19 protein-coding genes are annotated in these 21,322 nt (G+C 63.6%); 2 read left to right on the top strand and 17 right to left on the bottom strand.

The genetic code is table 11. From position 1 onward, the window contains the following. Positions 1-6: 6 nt before the first annotated feature. Complete coding sequence (locus tag LB532_RS12665; protein WP_224556853.1) at positions 7-366, bottom strand: hypothetical protein; 360 nt, start codon at positions 364-366, stop codon at positions 7-9. A 299-nt stretch (positions 367-665) separates the two neighbouring features. Here LB532_RS12665 and LB532_RS12670 point away from each other — a divergent pair, with 299 nt between their 5' ends. After that, positions 666-2,990 (top strand): PAS domain-containing sensor histidine kinase, encoded by a 2,325-nt coding sequence (locus LB532_RS12670; RefSeq protein ID WP_140638782.1) that lies wholly within the window; start codon positions 666-668, stop codon positions 2,988-2,990. 44 nt (positions 2,991-3,034) lie between these two features. On the opposite strand, the gene LB532_RS12675 is transcribed toward LB532_RS12670, so the two are convergent. The 14 genes from LB532_RS12675 to LB532_RS12740 all read right to left on the bottom strand — a co-directional run bounded on the left by LB532_RS12675 (position 3,035) and on the right by LB532_RS12740 (position 18,579). Further along, entirely contained in the window at positions 3,035-3,514 is a 480-nt protein-coding gene (locus LB532_RS12675; RefSeq protein WP_140638781.1) for an EF-hand domain-containing protein, read from the bottom strand. A 51-nt stretch (positions 3,515-3,565) separates the two neighbouring features. After that, the gene (locus LB532_RS12680) at positions 3,566-6,526 is read right to left on the bottom strand and encodes a bifunctional [glutamine synthetase] adenylyltransferase/[glutamine synthetase]-adenylyl-L-tyrosine phosphorylase (RefSeq protein WP_140638780.1); all 2,961 of its coding nucleotides are present in this window, start codon (positions 6,524-6,526) and stop codon (positions 3,566-3,568) included. After that, positions 6,526-8,001: a sensor histidine kinase gene (locus LB532_RS12685; RefSeq protein ID WP_140638779.1), complete on the bottom strand. Its 1,476-nt coding sequence runs from the start codon at positions 7,999-8,001 to the stop codon at positions 6,526-6,528. Before LB532_RS12685 ends, LB532_RS12680 begins: the two co-directional genes overlap by 1 nt. A gap of 8 nt (positions 8,002-8,009) precedes the next feature. Continuing rightward, on the bottom strand, positions 8,010-8,684 hold the full coding sequence (locus LB532_RS12690) for a response regulator transcription factor (RefSeq protein WP_181165141.1): 675 nt from the start codon (positions 8,682-8,684) through the stop codon (positions 8,010-8,012). Positions 8,685-9,026: 342 nt separating this feature from the next. Next, positions 9,027-10,568, bottom strand: a complete 1,542-nt coding sequence (locus tag LB532_RS12695; RefSeq protein WP_140638778.1) for a Do family serine endopeptidase — start codon at positions 10,566-10,568, stop codon at positions 9,027-9,029. 135 nt (positions 10,569-10,703) lie between these two features. Next, the gene (locus tag LB532_RS12700; protein WP_140638777.1) at positions 10,704-11,171 is read right to left on the bottom strand and encodes a cytochrome c-type biogenesis protein; all 468 of its coding nucleotides are present in this window, start codon (positions 11,169-11,171) and stop codon (positions 10,704-10,706) included. After that, positions 11,168-13,159 carry a heme lyase CcmF/NrfE family subunit gene (locus tag LB532_RS12705; protein ID WP_140638776.1) on the bottom strand — a complete coding sequence of 664 codons (1,992 nt, stop codon included), beginning with the start codon at positions 13,157-13,159 and terminating at the stop codon, positions 11,168-11,170. The genes LB532_RS12700 and LB532_RS12705 overlap by 4 nt, the downstream gene beginning before the upstream one ends. 29 nt (positions 13,160-13,188) lie before the next feature. Beyond that, positions 13,189-13,632 (bottom strand): cytochrome c maturation protein CcmE, encoded by a 444-nt coding sequence (ccmE, locus tag LB532_RS12710; RefSeq protein WP_140494692.1) that lies wholly within the window; start codon positions 13,630-13,632, stop codon positions 13,189-13,191. A 13-nt stretch (positions 13,633-13,645) separates the two neighbouring features. Further along, complete coding sequence (gene ccmI, locus LB532_RS12715; protein WP_140638775.1) at positions 13,646-14,800, bottom strand: c-type cytochrome biogenesis protein CcmI; 1,155 nt, start codon at positions 14,798-14,800, stop codon at positions 13,646-13,648. A gap of 127 nt (positions 14,801-14,927) precedes the next feature. Next, positions 14,928-15,365 carry a hypothetical protein gene (locus LB532_RS12720; protein ID WP_140638774.1) on the bottom strand — a complete coding sequence of 146 codons (438 nt, stop codon included), beginning with the start codon at positions 15,363-15,365 and terminating at the stop codon, positions 14,928-14,930. 187 nt (positions 15,366-15,552) lie between these two features. Continuing rightward, entirely contained in the window at positions 15,553-16,941 is a 1,389-nt protein-coding gene (locus LB532_RS12725) for an ATP-binding protein (protein ID WP_281407115.1), read from the bottom strand. A 28-nt stretch (positions 16,942-16,969) separates the two neighbouring features. Then, positions 16,970-17,635 (bottom strand): response regulator transcription factor, encoded by a 666-nt coding sequence (locus LB532_RS12730; RefSeq protein WP_140638772.1) that lies wholly within the window; start codon positions 17,633-17,635, stop codon positions 16,970-16,972. 71 nt (positions 17,636-17,706) lie between these two features. Continuing rightward, the gene (locus LB532_RS12735; protein WP_140638771.1) at positions 17,707-17,997 is read right to left on the bottom strand and encodes a hypothetical protein; all 291 of its coding nucleotides are present in this window, start codon (positions 17,995-17,997) and stop codon (positions 17,707-17,709) included. A gap of 174 nt (positions 17,998-18,171) precedes the next feature. Beyond that, positions 18,172-18,579: a DUF3168 domain-containing protein gene (locus LB532_RS12740; RefSeq protein ID WP_140553928.1), complete on the bottom strand. Its 408-nt coding sequence runs from the start codon at positions 18,577-18,579 to the stop codon at positions 18,172-18,174. Positions 18,580-18,840: 261 nt separating this feature from the next. Between LB532_RS12740 and LB532_RS12745 the strand changes: the two genes are divergently transcribed. After that, positions 18,841-19,629, top strand: coding sequence for a 2-keto-4-pentenoate hydratase (locus tag LB532_RS12745; RefSeq protein WP_224556856.1), 789 nt, complete (start codon positions 18,841-18,843; stop codon positions 19,627-19,629). Between the two features lie 45 nt (positions 19,630-19,674). On the opposite strand, the gene LB532_RS12750 is transcribed toward LB532_RS12745, so the two are convergent. Both LB532_RS12750 and LB532_RS12755 read right to left on the bottom strand, forming a co-directional pair. Further along, entirely contained in the window at positions 19,675-20,481 is an 807-nt protein-coding gene (locus tag LB532_RS12750; RefSeq protein WP_140638769.1) for an ABC transporter permease, read from the bottom strand. Positions 20,482-20,484: 3 nt separating this feature from the next. Continuing rightward, entirely contained in the window at positions 20,485-21,318 is an 834-nt protein-coding gene (locus LB532_RS12755) for an ABC transporter permease (protein ID WP_140638768.1), read from the bottom strand. Positions 21,319-21,322 lie beyond the last annotated feature (4 nt).

Below are 21,322 nucleotides of genomic sequence, written 5' to 3' on the forward strand. Positions count from 1 at the left end.
GCCTCCCTACGCGGATATCAACATGGCGATGCGATGCACGCCGACCTCGGCGCTCGTATTCGTCGCCTCATCGGTCTTGCCTTTGGCGCAAGTGTACATGTCGCCTTCCTTGAGCTTGAACTCCTTGTCGGCCTTCTTGATCGTGAATTCGCCCGCAGTGATGGTGCATACCATATCGTTGTCCATAACCATCGCCGGAGCATGTGTGCCGGGCTGAAACACGACATCGACGATTGAGATGCTTTTGTAGGCAGGAATGTCTGAGTTTCCCGTACCGACCTCCACCACTCTGATGCCGGGCGCAATTTCCTTGCCCTCCTTCGGGCCGTATGTCTTCGTTTTTGCCGACGCCGCCAGGGCGAACAAAGGCGTTACCGCTGCCGCTGACACGCCGAGAGCAATTGCAGATCTGCGATTCATGCTTTCCTCCCAATGTGCAATCCGCACGGAATATGCGTGATCTCTAATATTACTCCCTTTCAACGGTGATCGCCATCGCATGCCGCTGCTCGGTTGGCGGAAAAGCCACTATTTTAGTCGATTTTTAATCTTTTTTCGCCGGACCACTGGACAAGGCGAATCACCTTTGATTCTTTAATGACGATTCGGAAGTGCGGCGTTTGCCGGATCATCAGACAGCATAGGCAAATCGGGGAGTGCCATTTATGGCGAAGGCGGACGCGTGGGGCGCGCCCGGAGGGATAGCTTTTGCGCGTCGCGAGACGCCGCGAAGCGACGGCCTTGCCGGGAATGCGCGACTCATCGCCGAACCGGCCTACAAGCGGCTTCTGGCCGCCGAGCCATTGCTGCGCCGATCGATACCGGCTCTCATCGTCATCTTCCTGATCGCGATCGCGGCGCTGCGCGTCCTGTCGCTGATGAACGAACGCGACGATATCGAGCGCAACGCCAAGGCGATCCTGATGCTGGCGTCCAGTCAACTGGCGAGTTCGCTGGCCACCATGTCCGACACCGCGCCGGGCGCTATCCAGGACCTGTTGGAAACGACCAGCCGTCAGGGCGCAATGAGCCGCGGCCACGTTCTTGTCATCACCGACAGCGCCTTCAAGATCACCGCGGTGACGCCGCGCTCGATGTCCTGGCAAGGCCGTTCGCTGGATAGCCTCGCCCAGGGCGGCCAGCCTCTGTTCATGTTCGGCGACCGCGCCGGAGTGATGGAGGTCGATATTGGCGGGCAGGACTGGTATGCCGCGGTCAGCCTGGCGAACGGTCGCAAAGGCGCGGCAGCGGCGCTGGTGCCCCAGGACGCGGTTTTCGACGCCTGGCGCAAGACAGTCTCGCTGAATGTGACGCTGTTCGTACTGACGGCCGGCGTGCTGATCATCATCCTCTATGCCTATTTCGGCCAGGCGGCGCGCGCGCAGGCTGCCGACCGCATCTACCTCGAAGCGCATCAACGCATCGACATGGCGCTGGTACGCGGCCGCTGCGGCTTGTGGGACTGGGACATGGTGCGCGGCAAGATGTATTGGTCGCGCTCGATGTACGACATGCTGGGCTACGAGCCATGCGACACGATGCTGTCCTTCGGCGAGGTCGACGAGATCATCCATCCCGATGATGGCGACCTGTTCCAACTCGCCAACAAGATCGTCGCGCGCGAGATCGATCATATCGATCAGGTGTTCCGGATGCGGCATGCCGACGGGCAGTGGGTATGGATGCGCGCAAGGGCGCAGGTCATGGATCCGGAAGCGCCCGAAATCCAGTTGATCGGCATCGCCGTCGACGTCACCGAGCAGCGCCACCTGGCGCTTCGTTCCGAGGCAGCCGATCTGCGCCTGAGAACGGCGATCGAGAACATCAACGAATCCTTCGTGCTGTGGGATGCCGCCGAGCGGCTGATCATGTGCAATTCCAAATACCAGAAGGACAATGGCCTTTCGGACCGTGACGTGATGCCAGGCGCCGTGCGCGCCACGCTGGAAGAGCGCATGCTCGCTTTCGCTTCCGATCGGCGGCTTGCCAACAGCAATGGACCGCAGGGCGGCGCGACGTTCGAACGGCAGCTGGCCGACGGCCGCTGGTTGCAGGTCAACGAACTCAGAACCCGCGACGGCGGCATTGTCTCGGTCGGATCCGACATCACCCAGATCAAGCTGCATCAAGAAAAGCTGGTCGACAGCGAGCGCCGGCTGATGGCGACCATACACGATCTCAGCCTCGCCCGCCGGGCCGAAGAGGAGCGCGCGCGCGAACTGGTCGAGCTCAACCGCAAATACATGAAGGAAACCGAGCGCGCCGAAGCGGCGAACCGGGCCAAGTCCGAATTCCTGGCCAACATGTCGCATGAACTGCGCACGCCCTTGAACGCCATCATCGGCTTCTCCGAGCTGATGGAACAGGGGCTGTTCGGCCCGCTGGGATCGGAGCGCTACGAGGAGTACGCCACCGACATCAACAGCAGTGGCAAATATCTCCTGGGCGTCATCAACGACATTCTCGACATGTCGAAAATCGAGGCCGGCCAATTCTCGCTCGACCGCGAAGAGATCGATCTCGGCCCGCTGATCAGCGAGACGGTCAGGGTCGTCTCGCTGCAGGCCGCACAGAAGGCGATCACCGTGGAGACCCGCATCGCCGACGCGCTGACGCTGTTCGCCGACCGCCGCGCGATCAAGCAGATCGTCATCAACCTTTTGTCCAACGCAGTGAAATTCACCGGCCAGGGCGGCCACATATCGGTCAGGGCCCGCAATACCTCAGGGGCGCTGGTGCTGACGATCGAGGATAATGGCTGCGGCATACCGAAGGAGGCGCTCGGCAAGCTCGGACGGCCCTTCGAACAGGTGCAGAACCAGTTCTCCAAGAGCCATGCCGGGTCCGGCCTCGGCCTTGCCATCTCGCGCTCTCTGGCCGAACTGCAAGGCGGTGCCCTGAAAATCCGCTCAACCGAAGGTGTCGGCACGATCGTGTCGGTGCGCATTCCGGTGAAGAAGGCGACGCCCGTGGTCAAGGTCGCAGCTTGAGCAACAGGCTCCGGCGATGTCGCCGAAGCCCGTGCCGGAAGGCGTTATTGCATGCTGCCGTCGTCGCCTTCGTCATCCCACTGACGGTGTAGGCCAAAGCCGCCGCCCTTTGGCAGTTCGCCCTTGTTGATCTTTCCGTCGTTGTTCTTGTCGAGCAGGGCAAAGAGCTTCTTGTCGCGACTGGCGATGTCCTCCGTCGTCAGCGTACCGTCGCCCTTGGTGTCGTAACGCGCGATGATGCGCCTGGCCATGCGCTCGAAGCGGGCCTTTTCCAGCGCCGCGGCGAGCTGCTCCACCGTGAGCTTGCCACCACTGTCGGCAACCAGCTTCTTCAACCGCGAATCCATGACGCTTGAGAACTGGTCGAAGCTGATGGTGCCGTCATTGTCCTTGATCGCCTTGTTGAGGCGCATCATTGTGCGCTCACGCCTGTTTGCGCTGTCGCTGTTCTCGGCATAGGCCGCAGTGCCGACGGCTCCTGCCAACGCGATGAAGGCGAATGCGAGCTTGGTTGTCTTTCTCATGGTCTTCTCCTGTTGCATCGTCACCCCCGATGCGATCCGCACGGCCGTTGATCACGGCCGCCCGGCACGAAGCAGAAGGTCGAAATCCTTCCTGACCTTCCGCGACGTCTCCTTGAGATGTGCTTCAAGCACACCGAAATCCGGCAAGTCGGTGACCGCCAGAAGCAGATCCGAAAGCCCCGGCGGCACATCGTCCCGCTCGAACTGGCCGGTGAGGCAAAGCCTGATCATTTGGGTCAGCGCCAAATAGAGCCGGTAGGCCTCGCCAAGCTCCTCCCTGACATCGGCGGCTGCGAATTGTGGCGCAAGGCGCGACAATACCTCTGCGGTTGCCGTGACCCTGCGGCCGGACTCGACATTGCCCGTGACGACGGCTACCTGGGCGATGAATTCGAGATCGATCAGGCCGCCGGCAATGAGTTTGATGTCCCAGAGGTCGCGCGGCGGCTTTTCCTTCTCGATCATGGCGCGCATGTCGGACGCTTCGGCTTTCACCTTTGCTGCGTCGCGCGATTGCCCGAGCACCGCCGCGACGTCGGCTTCGACCTCGGCACAGAGCCTGGCATCTCCGGCAATGGCGCGCGCCCGCGACAGCGCCATGTGCTCCCAGGTCCAGGCCGCCTGGCGCTGGTATTTCTTGAAGGCGTCGACGTGGGTGGCCACCGGCCCCTTGTTGCCCGACGGCCGCAGCCGCAGGTCGAGTTCATAGAGTACGCCTTCCGCGGTCGGCGCGGAGACGGCCGAGATCAGGCGCTGTGTCATCCGGGTGTAGTAATGCGAGGGGGCCAGCGGCTTTTCACCGTCGGATTCCTCGGCGTCCGCATCGTGGTCGTAGAGCAGGATAAGGTCGACATCCGATCCCGCCGTCAATTCACGGCTGCCGAGCTTTCCCATGCCGAGCAGCGAAACCACGCCGCCGGCGATTGTGCCATGGCGCGCCTCGAATTCGGCCATAACCGCGCGCAACGCGGCCTCAATGGTGAGATCGGCCAGGTCAGAAAAGGCGTGGCCTGCACGGGCCGGATCGATCGAGCCGGCGAGCAGCCGCACACCGATCAGGAATTTCTGCTCGGAGGCAAAGATGCGCAAACGATCGAGAACGTCCTCATAGGCGCGGTCGCCTTCGAGGAAAGCGGTAAGCCGTGCCGATAGATAGCCACGATCCGGCAATTCGGTGAGAAGAGCGGGATCGAGCAGGCCATCGAACACATGTGGCCGGCGCGTGATGATCGCGGCCAGCCGGGGTGCTGCGCCCATGATCGTCGCCATAAGCTTCAGCAGCGCCGGATTGGACTGGAGCAGCGAGAAGAGCTGGATGCCTGCAGGCAGGCCGGCGAGGAACTCGTCGAAACGGATCAACGCCTCATCGGCCCGACGCGTCTGGCCGAAAGCCTTGAGCAGCGCCGGCGTCAGTTCCGTCAGTCGCTCGCGCGCCTCAGCCGACTGGGTGACGCGGTAGCGGCCGAAATGCCAGCCACGGATCACGCGGCAGATGTCGCTCGTTCGCTGGAAGCCGAGGCCGTGCAAGGTCTGCAGCGTATCGGGGTCGTCGACGTCGCCGGTGAAGACCAGATTGCCGATGCCTGCCGAGAGCTCCGGCGCCGTTTCGAACAGCGCCGCGTAGTGACGTTCGACCTGCTGCAGCGAGGCGCGAAAGCCCAGGGAAAAAGCAGCCGCATCGGCAAAGCCCAGCATACGGGCGATTCGCTCCAGCCCTTCATCATCCTCCGGCAGGGTGTGCGTCTGCTCGTCGGCCACCATCTGGATGGCATGCTCGACCCGGCGCAGGAACCAATATTGCCGGGCCAGTGCGTCGCGTGCCTCGCTGGTGATCCAGCCGCGCGCGGCCAGCTGGTCGAGCATCGGCACGGTCTCGCGGCCGCGCAGTTCCGGGAAGCGGCCGCCGGCGATGAGCTGCTGCGTCTGGACGAAGAACTCGATCTCGCGGATGCCGCCGCGCCCGAGCTTGACGTTGTGGCCCTTGACCGCGATTTCGCCATGCCCCTTGTGGGCGTGGATCTGGCGTTTGATCGAATGGACGTCGGCGATCGCGGCATAGTCCATGTATTTGCGCCAGATGTAGGGTTGGAGCTCCTTGAGGAAAGCGGTGCCGGCGTCCAGATCGCCGGCCACAGGACGCGCCTTGATCATGGCGGCGCGTTCCCAGTTCTGGCCGCGCGCCTCGTAGTAGCGCAGCGCCGCCTCGATCGGGATCGCCAGCGGGGTCGAACCGGGATCGGGACGCAGCCTGAGGTCGGTGCGGAAGACATAGCCATGTTCGGTGCGATCCTGCAGGATGCGCACCAGACGGCGCGTCAGCCGCGAAAACAGCTCCGTCGCATCGAGCGGATCGACGACGGCCGACGCTTCCGGGTCGAAGAAGACCACAAGGTCGATATCGGAGGAAAAATTGAGCTCATGCGCGCCAAGCTTGCCCATGCCGAGCAGGATCCAGCCCGACCGGTTCGAGGGATTGGCGGGATCCGGCAACTTCAGCTTGCCGTGGCCATGCGCGTCGCGCAGCAGGAAATCGACGGCGGCGCGCGTGCACGCATCGGCAAGGTCGCTCAACCGCCGCACCGTAAGCGAGGTCTCGGCCTCGGCGGCCAGATCGGCCAGCGCTATCAGGAAGTGCGCATCGGCCTTCCATTGCCGCAGTTCCATCATCAATCTGGATTCGGATATCGTCTCGGAGAACGATGCCCGGTCGATCGCCACGAGGATCGCCTTCAGCCGGGCCTCGACCGGCTGATCGAAAAGCCCATCCAATATTTGCGGTCGGCGACGCGCCATGTCACGCAAGAACGGCGACAGGTCGAAGACGGTGGCCAGGAAGTCCTGCGCCTCACCCGTTCCAGCCAGGAATTTCGCCAGCCGCGTCAACCCCTCTTCGCGTGCCAAGGTGGCGATCTCGGCCAGCTCCTGCCGGGCCCGGCTGTCATCCAGAGGAGCAAGCCTTGCCACCGGCTTCAACAGCCAGTCCCTCGCCATCCGCTTTGCAGCCGCCGTCATCAATGATCCTCCCGCGCGGGAAAACTCATGACCACGGATAATCCGGGATTACCAGGCAAGAGATCAAGCCGGCCATAGTGGAATGTCATGACCGCCTTTGCGAGGCTGAGGCCAAGCCCGGAACCTGGCTGGGAACGGCTCTTCTCGAGCCGCACGAACCGTTCCGTCGCCCGGGCGCGATCGGCATCGTCCGGGATGCCCTGGCCGTTGTCGGCGACGGCGAGCCTGATCTCGCCATGCGTGCGTTCGAGCGTCACGCGGACCGCCGGCTTGGAGGTGGAATCGGTCGAGTACTTGATCGCATTGTCGACGATGTTGGACAGCGCCTGGCCGATCAGTTCGCGGTTGCCGTCGACAAGGAATGCGCCATCGACCGCGGCTTCGAGCGAAACGCCAGCCTCTTCCGCCACCGGCTCGTAGAGTTCGACGACATCGCGCACGGCTGCGGCCAGATCGACGCGGCTGGTGCTTTCGGAGGAATAACCCGCCTCCAGCCGGGAGATCATCAGGATGGCGTTGAAGGTCTTTATGAGCTGGTCGGACTCGGCGATGGTGCCTTCCAGCGCCTGGCGGTAGTCCGACGTCTTGTGCTTGCCCGAAAGCGTCGCCTCGGCGCGGTTGCGCAGCCGGGTCAGCGGCGTCTTCAGATCATGCGCGATGTTGTCGGAAACCTGTTTCAGCCCCTCGTTGAGCATGGCGATCCTGGCCAGCATGGCGTTGAGGTTCTCGGAAAGCCGGTCGAATTCGTCACCGGCGCCGGTCACCGGCAGCCGGCCCGAAAGATCGCCGCCCATGATGCGGCGGCTGGCTTCCGAAACGCCATCGATGCGCTTCAGTGCGGCGCGGCCGACGAAGAACCAGATCAACAGCCCGCCCAGCCCCATCATGCCGAGCGCCAGCATCAGGGAGCGGCGGATGACGGCGCGGAACCGCTCAGGTTCGCCGAGATCGCGGCCGACCAGCATGATCATCTGGTTCGGCAGGCGCAGCACCAGGGCGATCGCATTGTGGCCCTTCTCGCCTTCGGATCGGACCGCCGTATCGCCGGCCTGCGGCGTGGCCTGATCGGAAGGTGTGCTGCGCTGCCGGTCGAGTTCGCCTTCGCCGAAACGACGGTAGGAGAACGGCTCGGTCGTCCAGCCTTCGGTCTCGATGACCCCCGGCTCCAGGCTCTGGACATTGCCGGTCAGGATCTGGCCGTTGGCGTCGGCGATCAAATAGAGATTGGCGCCGGGCTGGCGCGAGCGCTGCTCCACCACGCGAACCAGGACCGGCAGGCCGCCGCGCTGGTAGGCGCGGGCAAGGCCGAGCACCTCGTCGTTGATGGTCTCCTGCGTCTGCGCGGTCAGCATGCGCGCCGAAAGCGAGGTCATGTAGAGGACAAGCAGCACGGCGCAGAGCGCGAAGAGCAGGAGATAGAGCGCCGAGAGCCGCGCAGCCGTCGTCTTCATGATGGCAGGCACGGAAAGGGCCATGCCGCCGCCTAACCGGCCCTAAGCATGTAGCCGGCGCCGCGAATCGTATGCAGGATGGGCTTGTCGAAGCCTTTTTCGATCTTGCCGCGCAGTCGCGAGACATGGACGTCGATGACGTTGGTCTGCGGATCGAAATGATAATCCCAGACATTTTCGAGCAGCATGGTGCGCGTCACCACCTGGCCGGCATGGCGCATCAGATATTCAAGCAGGCGGAACTCGCGTGGCTGCAGCGTGATCTCGCGTCCGGCGCGCCTGACCGAATGCGAAAGCCGGTCAAGTTCGAGATCGCCGACGCGGTAGACGGTTTCGGCTTCCTTGGCGCTGGCCCGGCGGTTCAGCACCTCGACGCGGGCGAGCAGCTCGGAAAAGGCATAGGGCTTGGTCAGATAATCGTCGCCGCCGGCGCGCAGGCCGGTGACCCGGTCGTCGACCTCGCCCAGCGCCGACAGGATCAGCACCGGCGTGGCGTTGCCCCTGGAGCGCAGGCCGGCGATGACCGACAGGCCGTCGCGGCGCGGCATCATCCGGTCGATGACCATCACGTCGTAGTCGCCGGCATCGGCGAGCGCGAAGCCGGTCTCGCCGTCACCTGCGACATGCGCGGTGTGCCCGGCCTCGGTAAAGGCTTTCTGTAGATAATCCGCAGCCTCGCGATCGTCTTCTATGACGAGAATCTTCATAGGACCGTTATACGCGATTTCGCTGGAAGATTGAGTAGCCGGCATCTGCATTTTAGCCTTCGCCAAAGCGCATCGCGATCAAGATGATCCAGGCCGCGCGCGATAAAGTCTTGGTTCTCTGGTGTTACTGTCCCAGCATGCTGCCGGCATGCCGTTGCCACCAAAGCACTCCGCTTGTTCGCTCAGCCTGAGCGCATGGTCCGCGGGCGGAGTGCGGCAGCGGGCGATGGGAAGCCCGCTGCCGCCGGAGGGGAGCACGATGACTGACTAACGTGCTCGGCTCCATACTTCCCGTGCGGCGGCTCGGGGGTGTTTGAAACCGCCGCACTGGAAAAGTCGTTGTCAGCCCTTGGCGACGGGCAGCGCCACAAAGCGGTTGTTGTCGTCGCGGTTGATCTGCATCAGGACGGCCTTGCGCCCGGATTTCACCGCTTCGTCCATGGCCTTGGTGACGTCGTCGGTGCCGTTGACTTCCATCGAATTGACCGCGGTGATGATGTCGCCCGGCTGGATGCCACGGTCGGCGGCGTCGCTGTCGGGATCGACATCGGTCACCACCAAACCCTTGCCGTTTTCGGATTTGGTGACGGTCAGACCGAGATCGGCAAGCGTATCGGCCTTGGCCGGAGCCGCCGGCTTGTCGTCGGCCGAGGCCTGCTTGTCGCTTGAAGGCAGCTTGCCGAGCTCGACCTTGACGCTCTGGCTCTTGCCGTCGCGCCAGACCGTGACGTCAACCGACTTGCCCGGCGAATAGGCGCCAATCAGGCGGGCGAGCTCCTTCGGCGAAGCAACATCCTTGCCGTCGACCTGGGTGATCACGTCACCGGCGGTGATGCCGCTCTTCTTGCCGGGGCCGTCGTCCTGAGCGCTGGATACCAGTGCGCCGTTGTTCGACTTCAGGCCGAGCGATTCGGCGATGTCTGATGTGACCGGCTGGATCTCGACGCCGAGCCAGCCGCGCTGCACGGCACCGCTCTTCATCAGATCCTCGACGACCTGCTTGGCGGTCGAGGCAGGAATGTCGAAGGCGATACCGACGCTGCCGCCGGAAGGCGAGAAGATAGCGGTGTTGATGCCGACCACCTGGCCGCTGAGGTTGAAGGTCGGGCCGCCAGAATTGCCGCGGTTGACCGAGGCGTCGATCTGGATGAAGTCGTCATAGGGACCGGCGCCGATGTCACGGCCGCGCGCCGAGACGATGCCGGCGGTGACGGTGCCGCCGAGACCGAACGGGTTGCCGACGGCCACGACCCAATCGCCGACCCGAACCTTGGAGTCATCGGCGAAGTCGACATAGGTAAACTTGCCACCACCCTCGACCTTGAGCACCGCGAGGTCGGTGCGCGGGTCGGTACCGACCAGCTTGGCGTCGAGTTCCTTGCCGTCATTGGTCACCACGGTGAAGGCGGTGCCCTCTTCGACCACATGGTTGTTGGTGACGAGATAGCCATCCTCGGAGATGAAGAAGCCCGACCCTTGAGCCACCGGGCGCGGCTCGCCGTGGCCGCGGTCACGATGCCCGAACCGGCGGGGACCGTCGTCGTTCTGGCCCTGATCGCCAAAGCCGCGGAATTCCTTGAAGAATCGGCGCAGCTGCGGATTGTTGGGCAAATTGTCGAAGCCGTCCTGGTCGTCGGAACCGTCATCGGCCGTGGGCTGGACCTTGGCCTTGACCTTGACGCTGACCACGGCGGGCGAAACGCGCTCGACGACATCGGCGAAGCTGGGGACCTGCGGCGCCTCGACGCGCACGGCATCGGCCAGAACGGGGCTGGTTCCGCTGGTCAATGCGCCAACGCCGATCGCGCCGGCAACGGCGACGGAAGCGACGGCAGCCAGGAGACGCTTGCGGGTGCGGGAATATGAATTGGGGGCAATATTCATGGGGTCTCGTATCCTCTTTTCGAAGGGACGCGCCTTGTCGGCATCCTGACGAAGAGAATTAGAGCGGCGTACATTACGACGCCATTTCCGACGCATGAAACTTTGGTAATGTTGGCGAACGATCGCCGCGTGCACTCAATCGCGGCGCAGGATCGCCTCCAGTGCCGCCCGTTCGTCGGCGGAGAGGGATTTTGTCGCCAGTGACCGGCGCGATCTCGCGCTGAGAACGACAAACAGGCCACCGGCCAAAAGCAGGATCACCGGCGTGCCCCAAAGCAGAGCGTTGCGCAGGTCGAAGCGCGGCTTCAGCAGCACGAACTCGCCGTAGCGCGAAACCACATAGTCCATCACCTGCTTGTCGGTATCGCCAGCGACCAGGCGCTGGCGCACCAGAACGCGCAGGTCACGGGCAAGATCGGCATCGGATTCGTCGATCGACTGGTTCTGGCAGACCATGCAGCGCAGCCCTTCCGACAGCGCTCGCGCCCTCGCTTCCAGCGTCGGATCGGCAAGCATCTCGTCGGGCTTCACCGCCAACGCCGTGCCGGCAAAGGACAGCGCCAGCACCATCACGAGCGACGCGATGGACAACTTCGCCTTCATGGCAGGCCCGCGGGGCTCATGGCGCCGGCCTGCTTGCGGCGGCGCGAGGGTGCGCCGACGCGCAGGCGCCTGTCCATCAGCGACATGGCCGCACCGACCATCATGACCAGGCCGCCGCCCCAGATTAGCGTTACCAGCGGTTTCCACCACAGGCGCACCACGACCGATCCGTCATTGCCCTCGTCGCCGAGCGAAATGTAAAGCTGTGAAAGGCCCATCGTCCTGATGCCTGACTCCGTCGTTGTCGTCTGGCGTACCGGATAGAAGCGCTTGGCCGAGCTGATTTCGCCAACGGGACTGCCGCCGACACCGATCAGCTCGAAGCGACCGCGATCCTCGCTGTAATTCGGTCCCTGCGCGGGATGGAGCCCGACGAAACGCAGAGTATGGCCGGACAATTCGACGGTTTGCCCGGCATGCATCGACAGGATTTTCTCGGTGCCGAAGCAAAGCGTGCCGACAATGCCAAGCGTGGTCAGGCCAAGACCGAGGTGGGCAAGCGCTGTGCCGAAGACCGAACGCGGCAGGCCGAGCAGGCGCCTGACCATGACTTTCGCTGCCACATTGCCGAACCCCGCCTTGACGGCGAGGTCGGTGAGAGCGCCGAGGATCAGCCAGACGGCAAGACCCACGCCAACGGCTGCGAATACCGAAGCGCCGTCGATGAACAGGGCGGTGACCAGCGTTGCCAGAAGCGCCGCCGCGAAGGCCGCCATCAGGCGCTGCGCGACGGCGAACACGTCGCCGCGCTTCCAGGCCAGCAGCGGCCCGAACGGAACCATGGCCAGCAACGGTAACATGAGCGGTCCGAAGGTGAGGTCGAAGAACGGCGCGCCGACCGAAATCTTGTCGGCCGAAAGGGCCTCGACCGCCAGCGGATAGAGCGTACCGACGAGTACGGTGGCGGTGGCCGTGGTCAGGAACAAATTGTTCAGCACCAGCGCGCCTTCGCGCGAAACCGGATGAAAGAGGCCGCCGGCCGTCAGCCTCGAGGCACGCACCGCAAACAGCGCCAATGATCCACCGATGAACAGCGTCAGTATGCACAGGATGAAGATACCGCGCGTCGGATCGGTGGCGAAGGCATGCACCGAGGTCAGGACGCCCGAACGCACCAGGAAGGTGCCGAGCAACGACAGTGAAAAGGTCAGGATGGCGAGCAGCAGCGTCCAGATCTTCAGGGCCGAACGCTTTTCCATGACGATGGCCGAATGGAGCAGCGCGGTGCCCGCGAGCCAGGGCATGAAGGAGGCGTTCTCGACCGGATCCCAGAACCAGAAGCCGCCCCAGCCGAGCTCGTAATAGGCCCAGTACGAGCCCATGGCGATGCCGCCGGTCAGGAACATCCAGGCGACCAGGGTCCATGGCCGCACCCAACGTGCCCAGGACGCATCAATGCGTCCATCGATGAGGGCGGCTACCGAGAACGAAAAACAGATCGAAAAGCCGACATAGCCGAGATAGAGCAGTGGCGGGTGAACGGCGAGGCCGAGATCCTGCAGGATGGGATTGAGATCGCGCCCTTCGATGGGCGCCGGTGAAAGCCTCGCGAAGGGATTGGACGTTGCTAGTATAAACAGGAAGAATGTCGCGCCGATCGCACCCTGCACGGCAAGCACGTTGGCACGTAGCGTCGCCGGCAGGTTGGAGCCGAAGGCGGCGACCAGCGCACCGAAAAAGGTCAGGATCAGCACCCAGAGCAGCATCGAGCCTTCGTGATTGCCCCAGGTTCCAGTGATCTTATAGATCATGGGCTGCAGCGAATGGGAATTTTCCCAGACGCTGGCGACCGAGAAATCGGAACTCGCATAGGCGCCGACCAGTGCGGCGAAGGACAGCGCCGTCAGCGCAAAGCCGGTGATCGCGACTGGAGCGCCGACCGCCATCAGGCGCTGATTGTTGGTGCGGGCGCCAAACAGCGGCACCACCGTCTGCACCAGGGCCAGCGCGAAGGCCAGGACCAGCGCGAAATGTCCGGTCTCAACCATGATCGCCAACCCGGCTATATCGAGCCTGCCTATTCACTCTTGCTCTCCTGCCAAACGCCCTTGGCCTTCAGCCCATCGGCCACTTCCTTGGGCATGTAGCGCTCGTCGTGCTTGGCCAGAACGCTGTCGGCCACAAAGACGCCATCAGGGCCGAACGTGCCCTCGGTGATGACCCCCTGCTCCTCGCGAAATAGGTCAGGCAGGATGCCTGTATAGGTGACCTTGACCGATTTATGGGTGTCGGTCACCGAAAACGCCACTGTCGCCCCCTGCCCGCGCTGGATCGTGCCTTTTTCCACCAGGCCGCCCAGCCTGATGCGCTGGCCCGGCTGCACCGTCGCCGTGGCCAGATCGGCGGGCATGTAGAAATAGGACGCCTTCTGGCCGAGCGCATAGAATGTCAGACCGGTGGCGGCGCCGAGGAAGGCCAGGCCGCCCGCGATCACCGACAATCGTTTCTGTTTGCGTGTCATTGTCCGGTCAGCCCTATTGCGTCGCCGTCAGGCCGAGCGAAGCGGCAAAAGCGGTGAATTTCCTGGCTTCGTCACTGTCGGCTCCAAAGACGGCAATAGCGCGGCTCAGCGCCTCGCGCGCCTGGTCGGCCTTGCCCAGCACGATGTAGGAACGAACGAGCCGCATCCATCCGTCCGGGTCGCGCGGATTCTGCCGCAGCTTCTCGTCGAGCCCGGCGACCATGGTGTTGATCATGGCTTCCCTGTCCTGCGGCGACATCGATGAAGCGGCATCGATATCGCCCGCGGTCGGTCCGTTTGCCGGCTCGCTCGAAGCGACGCGTGCATTGCCGGCGCCGGAACCACCGGACTTGGCCAGCGCCTGCTCGATCGCGCCGCGCCATGGCGAATCCTTCGGCAGCGTGCCCAGCATCGCCTGCCAGGCCGCGGCCGCCTCCTTGCTGCGGCCCTCCTGTGCCAAGGCCATAGCCAGGTAGAAGCCGGCCTTGGCATTGGCCGGGTCAAGTTTCAGGGCCGCCTCGAAGGCCTCCTGGGCATCCGCCGAAACGATGCCGCCGGCCTCGCTGGCGATCGCCTCGCCGAGACCGGCCCGGCGAACAGCGCTGTCGCCGTCGAGGCGAATGGCGTTGCGATAGGCGGCGACCGCGTCGGAAAAGCGCTGCATGCGTAGATAAACCGGCGCCAACACGTCCCATCCCCTGCCGTCGGACGGATTGGCGGCAAGGTGGGCTTCGGCGCGAGCCACAAGTTCGTCGACCGAGCTGTCGGCCGGACTCTTGGCCAGGCGCTCGCTGAGCGGCTGCGAGGGCAGATCGGGCGAGCCGATATTGATGTACAAGCCCCAACTGACCAACGGCACCGCCAGCACGGCCGCGGTGGCGACAAGCCGCGTCGCGACGGATGTGCGTCCGACGGATGCGCTGCCGGCCTGGTCCGCATTGTCGAGGCGAAGGATGCGCCGGGCGATCTCGGCGCGCGCCTCATCGGCTTCGGCAGGCTTGATCAGGCCACGCGCGGCATCGCGGTCGAGTTCGGACAGTTGATCGCGATAAACTTCCAGATCGTGCTCGCCGTTCGAAGACGCGCTTCTGGCGCCACCGGCCAGCGGCAGCAGCACCGCCAGGCTAGCGCCCAGCGTTAGGATTGCGGCTATGACCCAGAACAGCATGGTTCTTCCAATAACGGCAGAGCCTTGCCCTGCCAACACAAGCATACTGCGACGCTTTGACGGCGGGCGCGCTGCATATCCTTCATCGACATCAACCGGCCGGGTCCGAAATGGACCGGCTAGGCCGTCAGGTGAGCGGCGTCCAACTGCCATCGGCGTTGCGGCAAGCCGTTCCACGCGCCGTGACGCCTGCCCCGCCGGTAAAGACGGTCTGCGTGTACTGGCGGCAGTCTTGTGAGCCGACGCGGTAGGGCTGAGCCGGAACCACTTCGCCATAGCGGGACGCCTGGGTGCCCTTCCACGTCACCTTCTGGCCGCTCGTGGTGTATTCGAGCGCCTTGTATTCCGCCTCGAGCGCGCTGCGCTTCTCGGCGTCGCTAAGCCCGCTGCCGATCGACCCGCCAATGAGGCCGCCGCCCATCGCCGAAATGATCGTCGTGGCGACTTTGCCGCTGCTGGGTGGCGTGGAGGCCGGCGTCGCAGCGATGGTGGGAGCCTTGCCGCCCAAGGTGGTGCAGCCGGAAACGGCCATTAATGCGGAAACAAGTGCGACGCGAATCTTCATGCCAACAACCGGTTTTCTTGAGCTGGAGCCTGTCATGGATGAGCCGGGGGCCGCGTCATCGGAGAAGTCCGCGGGCCTATAATGTTGATATTTGTCGGAAATTTGGCCGTTGGGCCCGCTACGGAGCCGATCGGTGCGCCGCCGTGACATGTTCCGTCCGTCAATGTCGATCGGGCCGGGAAAGGCATCACTGAAGGCTCCGCAATCGCACTACCGCCTTCAATCCGCCCATGCCGGATCGTTCGAGCAGCAGTACGCCTCCATACTCGTTGACGAGGTCGGCGACAATGGCCAAGCCGAGACCCGTGCCCGGCTTGGTCTCGTCCAGGCGTCGTCCGCGTTTCAACGCTTCGCGCGCTTTTTCCTCGGGTATGCCCGGCCCGTCGTCTTCGATGGCGATCTCGAATATGTTGTCGTCCTTGTCACCCACGGGAACGACGGAGACCGAAACCGCGCTCTTCGCCCATTTCATCGCGTTTTCGAGCAGATTGCCGAGCAACTCCTCGAGGTCCTCGCGCTCGCCGGCAAAGACGATCTCGATCGGCGGCAGCGACAACGACAAGCTGGTCTGCGGATTGAGCTTCTGCAAAACCCTGACCATGCGCTGCACCAACGGCGCTATCGGCGTGCGGTAGACGACGCTGTCGCGCTGCGCCGCGACGCGGGCGCGCTGGAGATAGTGATCGACCTGCTTCTGCATGGAAGCGGCCTGTTCGGCGATCAGTTGCCCCTTGGCGCCGCCAAGCGCCCGCCCCTCGTTGAGCAGCACCGCCAGCGGCGTCTTCAGGGAATGGGCGAGATTGCCCACCTGAGTCCGCGAGCGCTCGACGATACGCCGGTTGTTCTCGATCAAGGCATTGGTTTCGTTGGCAAGCGGTTCAATCTCGGCTGGAAACTGGCCGTCAAGCCTTTGCGCGGTGCCTTCGCGCACCATGGCGAGCGCGTTCCTGACCCTTCGCAGCGGTTGCAGGCCGAGCAGGATGGCGATGGCGTTGATGGCGATCATGCCGACGCCGAACAGGGAAAGGTAGGTCAGGAGGCGGCGCTGGAAGGTGGCGATCTCCTGTTCCAGTTCGGTCTTGTTGCCCATGACGCGAAAGCGGGCGGCGCGATTCTTGGCATCGAGAACGAATTCGCTCTCGAACACGACCAACTCCTCGCCATCGATGCCTTGCGCCGCGTAGCTGCGCTGGAAATTGGCGTTGAAGGGAACGTCCGCCACGTCGGGCGACGGGATCGTCCTGGTCATCGATGATGAGTGGAGATTGCCGTGCACGCCTTCCGAGGCGGGTTCGACGGACCAGTACCAGCCCGAATTCGGTTCCGAGAAGCGAAGATCGCCGAGATCCGGAGCGCCGGTGAGCGCGCCGGTATCGGAAATGCCGATGGAGCCGATCAGGTTGAACAGATGCGCAGAAAGCAGGCTGTCGAAACCGCGCTCGCTGGCTTGTCGGTAGAGCGTGGTAATGAGGGTGAAAATGACGATGAGGGTCAGGATCGCCCAGACCGTGGAAAAGGCGATGACGCGGAACGTCAGCGAGCGCGGCCACAAGCGCAGCGAGAGCCGCTTACTCACGGTTGGGTTGGTAGGGAGCGGTTCCGCCTTACGCCTCCGGCTCACGCATGCGATAACCCATGCCGCGCACGGTTTCGATCATGTCGATGCCCATTTTCTTACGGAGCCGTCCGACAAACACCTCGATCGTGTTGGAATCGCGGTCGAAATCCTGGTCGTAGAGATGCTCCACCAGTTCGGTCCGCGAGACGACCTCGCCCATGTGATGCATCAGGTAGGCAAGCAGGCGGAACTCATGCGATGTCAGCTTCAACGGCACGCTGGCGACATCGGCCTTCGAGGCCTTGGTGTCGAGGCGCAGCGGCCCGCAGGTCAGTTCGGACGAGGCGTGGCCGGCGGCGCGGCGGATCAGCGCCCTGACCCGCGCCAGGACCTCCTCGATGTGGAACGGCTTGGTGACATAGTCGTCCGCGCCGGCGTCGATGCCGGAGACCTTGTCGCTCCAGCGGTCGCGAGCGGTCAGGATCAGCACCGGCATCTTGCGGCCGCCGCGCCGCCAGCGCTCGACCACGCTGATGCCGTCCATCTGCGGCAGGCCGATGTCGAGCACGACCGCGTCATAGGGCTCGGTGTCGCCGAGGAAATGGCCCTCCTCGCCGTCATAGGCCCGATCGACGACATAGCCGGCGTCGACCAGCGCATCCGATATCTGCCGGTTGAGATCCTTGTCATCCTCGACGACCAGTACGCGCATGCGGGGACCACTGCCTGTTGACCGATGGCTTCCAGCTATAGGCCGATTCCGCCGGTCTGGGAAACGATGGGTCAGTTCTGCGGGACGACAATCTCGGAGCGGCGCGGACGCTGCCCATCCTTGCCGGGGACAAGCACGACGATGACGCAGACCGGCTGCCCACCTCGCGTCGACTGCGAAGCCTTGGCAAGGGTCCCGCCATTCTGCTCGGCCACCTGCTGGCCGATCGCGTAGCAGTCGGCCGCCGCCACGACGATCGGTTCATCCTGCGCGGCTGCCGGCGCTGCGCTTGCCGGCGCCGCAATCAGCCCGGCGCAGAGCGCCAGGGTCGCGGTTCGGAAATGGGAGCGAAGCGTTCTCATGGCCAGCGTTGTAACGCATCGGCGCTGAACGTGAAATGAACGGTGATCGCCGCTGAAACCATGCTCGCCACACCCCTGCAACGCGAGACAAACAATTGAGATTTCATCGCCCAACTCGATGAAACCCATGAAGTTCCAGTCTAGACTCCGTTTCGTTCATATTGAAAGCGCGCGTCAGGCGTTTTCCTGGGTCAGCGCCCGAAAACGCAGCAGGCCGTGATGGACAAGCAGTTCCTCGTCGTAGCGTGCCTCGCTGAATTCCAGCGACAGGCGTGTCTGGCCGCGAGCGCCGACCTCCAGCACCGCATCGGCAAGGCGGGCCTCGATGGCATCCATGATGGCGCGCGTTTCGGCGTCGCCATGGGCTTTGGACCAAACATGCAGCGTAATTAGTTGATCGTCGCTGTTCTCGGCGCCAGTGTCCCAGTCAAAGGCGCAGGTCTGGCCGCATGTCACATAGGGAAAGGCGGCGTTGTCGGTTGGTTGTTGCCGCAACCCGGCACCGCCCAGCAGTGCCGACAGGGACGGATCGCTTTTCAGCCTCAGAAACAGTCCCTGCTGCAAATCGCCGGGCGCCGTCATCGTTTTTCTCCCTCGCCCGTTGCGCTACCGACCCTTGCATGCCAGAAGCTCTTCCGCGTTCTAGACGCTTTGCCATATATAGCGATTTACCGTACGGACACGATTGCCGATTCGTCGTCACGATGATGAATGTCGATGATTTCGAAAATACGACTTCCTGACAATCTCGTCAGCGACGACGCATAGCGGATACCCATTGCGCACCGCAAGCATCAGCAACGCCCGGCAGCGGCCCATTTTCCTAGATTTCAGGAGCTGATCATGCTCGATCCAGAAAAGGCCAGGGCCGCGTCGCGCCTCCTGGTAGGCCATTGGGACCAGGGCACTCGTCTCGACGCCATACCCGAGGAATTGCGGCCGAAGACGCGGGCCGAAGGCTACGCCATCCAGTCGCATGTGATGGATCGCTCAGTGGGTCCGCTCTTCGGCTGGAAGATCGAGGCAACCAGCCTGGCCGGCCAGCGGCATATCAATGTCGATGGCCCGATGGCCGGGCGCCTCCTCGCCGAGAAGGCAGTCGAGGTCGGTGGCTCCGTTTCCCTGGCGACTAGCAAGATGCGTGTCGCCGAGATCGAATTCGCCTTCCGGTTCGGCCGTCAGTTGCCGCCTCGCCCCGCGCCTTACGAAATCGCTGATGTGATGGACGCCGTGGCGAGTTTGCATCCGGCGATCGAAATACCGGACTCCCGCTATGAGGATTTCTGCGCTGTCGGCGCGCCGCAGCTTATCGCCGACAATGCCTGTGCCAATCTGTTCGTCATCGGCGGGGCGGTGGAAGATGATTGGCGCGACGTAGATCTCGCGAAGCACCCGGTGGCCGCTTCTGTCCCTGGAAAGTCGCAGCATATCGGATCAGGAGCAGCCGTGTTGGGCGATCCGCGTATTGCGCTGACATGGATCGTCAACGAATTGTCGGGGCTGGGTATAGCGCTCCAGCCGGGGCAAGTGGTGATTACAGGCACTTGCGTGACGCCGATCAGCGTAGAGGCTGGCGACGAAGTCATCGGCGATCTTGGCAGGTTCGGACGGGTCTCGGTGTGCTTCTGCTAGCAGTTTTACCTCGGTGATAATCCCCTGAGGCAGACAGGCCACCGATCATTGTCCTCCGCGCAGCCGCACTACGACGCTGCGCACTGCAAGCACCAGCACGGTGATGACGATCAGAATCACCGAGAGAGCCGCGATCGCCGGGTCGATATTGTCGCGTAGGCCCATCCACATCAGCCTGGGCAGCGTGATGGCGTTGACCGAGGTGATGAACAGCGTCACGCCGATCTCCTCCCAGGAGAGAACGAAGGACAGCAGTGCCGCGGTGACGATGCCGAATTTGATGTTGGGCATGATGACGCGCGTGGCGCGCTCCCACACGCTGGCGCCAAGGCCACGCGCGGCGAGGTCGATACGACGGTCGAGCTGGCTGAGGGAGACCAGGATCAGCACCGTGGCGAAGGGCACCGTCATCACCGAATGCGCCATGGCCACACCCAGCCAGGTGTCGTAGCCGAAAAAGGAACTGACGCCGGAGATCGAGGTGAGCAGGAAATAGAGCGTCACCGCCGAGACCACCGGCGGCACCACCATCGGCAACAGCACGAAGCCGACCAGAGCCGCGGTGAAGCGCGGCTGGAACATCCACACACCAAGGCTGAAGCACAGTGCCAGCACCGTCGAGATGACACTGCTGACGATGCCGATCCTGATCGAAAGCAGGATGGACTGGAGCCAGCGCGGATCCTCGACCAGCGAGCGGTAGTGGCGCAGCGACAACTCGCCCGTCGGCATCGCCAGCATGCGGCTCGGCGTCAGCGAGACCGGGATCACGGCCAGCAGCGGCAGAAGCAGGAACAGCGCCACCAGGACGGCGAGGGCCAGCGAAACGGGACCGGGGCGATAGGTCGGCATAGGCTACACCAATTGCTTCGGTCTGACGTAGCGGAAAAGCAGCGCCATCAGAACGCCGACGAACAGCACCAGCACCACGCTGATCGCAGCACCCAGCCCCCAGTCCGGGCTCTGGAAGATGCGGAGATAGATCAATTCGGCGATCATGACGCTGCGGCCGCCGCCAAGGATCGCAGGCGTGACGAAGAAGCCGAGGGAGAAGACGAAGACGATCAGCGCGGAGCCGATGATGCCGGAGCGGGTCATCGGCACGAACACCGTCCAGAAGGTGCGCATGCGGCTGGAGCCCAGCCCGCGCGCGGCCAGCAGCACACGCTCATCAAGGCTGCGCATGGAAGACGCCAGCGGAAAAACAGCGAAAGGAATGAGAAAGTGCGTCATGCCGACGATGACGCCGAATTCGTTGCGCACCAGCGTCAGCGGTTCGCTAATGAAACCGATCGACTGCAGCCAGGTGTTGATCAGGCCGCGGTTGGAGAGAAGCGCCACCCAGCCGAAGGCGCGCGTCAGCACTGATATCCAGAACGGCACCAGGATGCAGAATTCGGCCAGCACCCGCTGCGCCGGACTGCCGCGCACCCACACGACGGTGATGGCATAGGCAGCGGCAACCGACACAACGGTGACGATCGCCGCGATGCGCAGCGTGCGGACGAACACCGACTGCACCAGCGGGTCGGTCATCAGCGCGCCGTACTGGCCAAGCCCGGGCGTCGGCAGCGTGAAGCTCCACTTCACCACGCCGAGGAAAGGCCAGGCATAGGCGAGGCCAAGGAACAGGAGCAGCGGCGCCATCAATAGCGCCGCGCCCATCCTGTCGGAGAGAACGCCTCTCATATCA

This window comes from Mesorhizobium sp. ESP-6-2 (assembly GCF_020164675.1).
Taxonomy (GTDB): Bacteria; Pseudomonadota; Alphaproteobacteria; order Rhizobiales; family Rhizobiaceae; genus Mesorhizobium.